General features: G+C 65.2%; 1 protein-coding gene. It reads right to left on the minus strand.

Annotated features, from left to right (window positions below; all coding sequences use genetic code 11):
* The coding region (locus tag FNJ47_RS52555) for an ABC transporter permease subunit (RefSeq protein ID WP_236000642.1) at nt 1-244 on the minus strand (244 nt) is incomplete at both ends.

Below are 244 nucleotides of genomic sequence, written 5' to 3' on the forward strand. Positions count from 1 at the left end.
GCGCGGAATCTGCAGCGCGCCGCCGAGCGCGGCGAGGAAGACACCGAGCGCGAACACGCTGGTGAACAGCCATTTCTGATTGACGCCGAGTGCTGCGACCATGTCGCGGTCCTGCGTCGCCGCGCGCCGGGCTTCAAGGGCGCGATCGATTTCTTCGGCCAGAATATTCCAAGCTACGATCTGTTCCTGATCGCGCTCGGGCCGGTCGTGCTCGGCGTGCTTTGGCTCTTGTTCCAGCGCACCC

The organism is Bradyrhizobium uaiense, assembly GCF_010811875.1.
GTDB classification, from domain to species: Bacteria; Pseudomonadota; Alphaproteobacteria; order Rhizobiales; family Xanthobacteraceae; genus Bradyrhizobium; species Bradyrhizobium uaiense.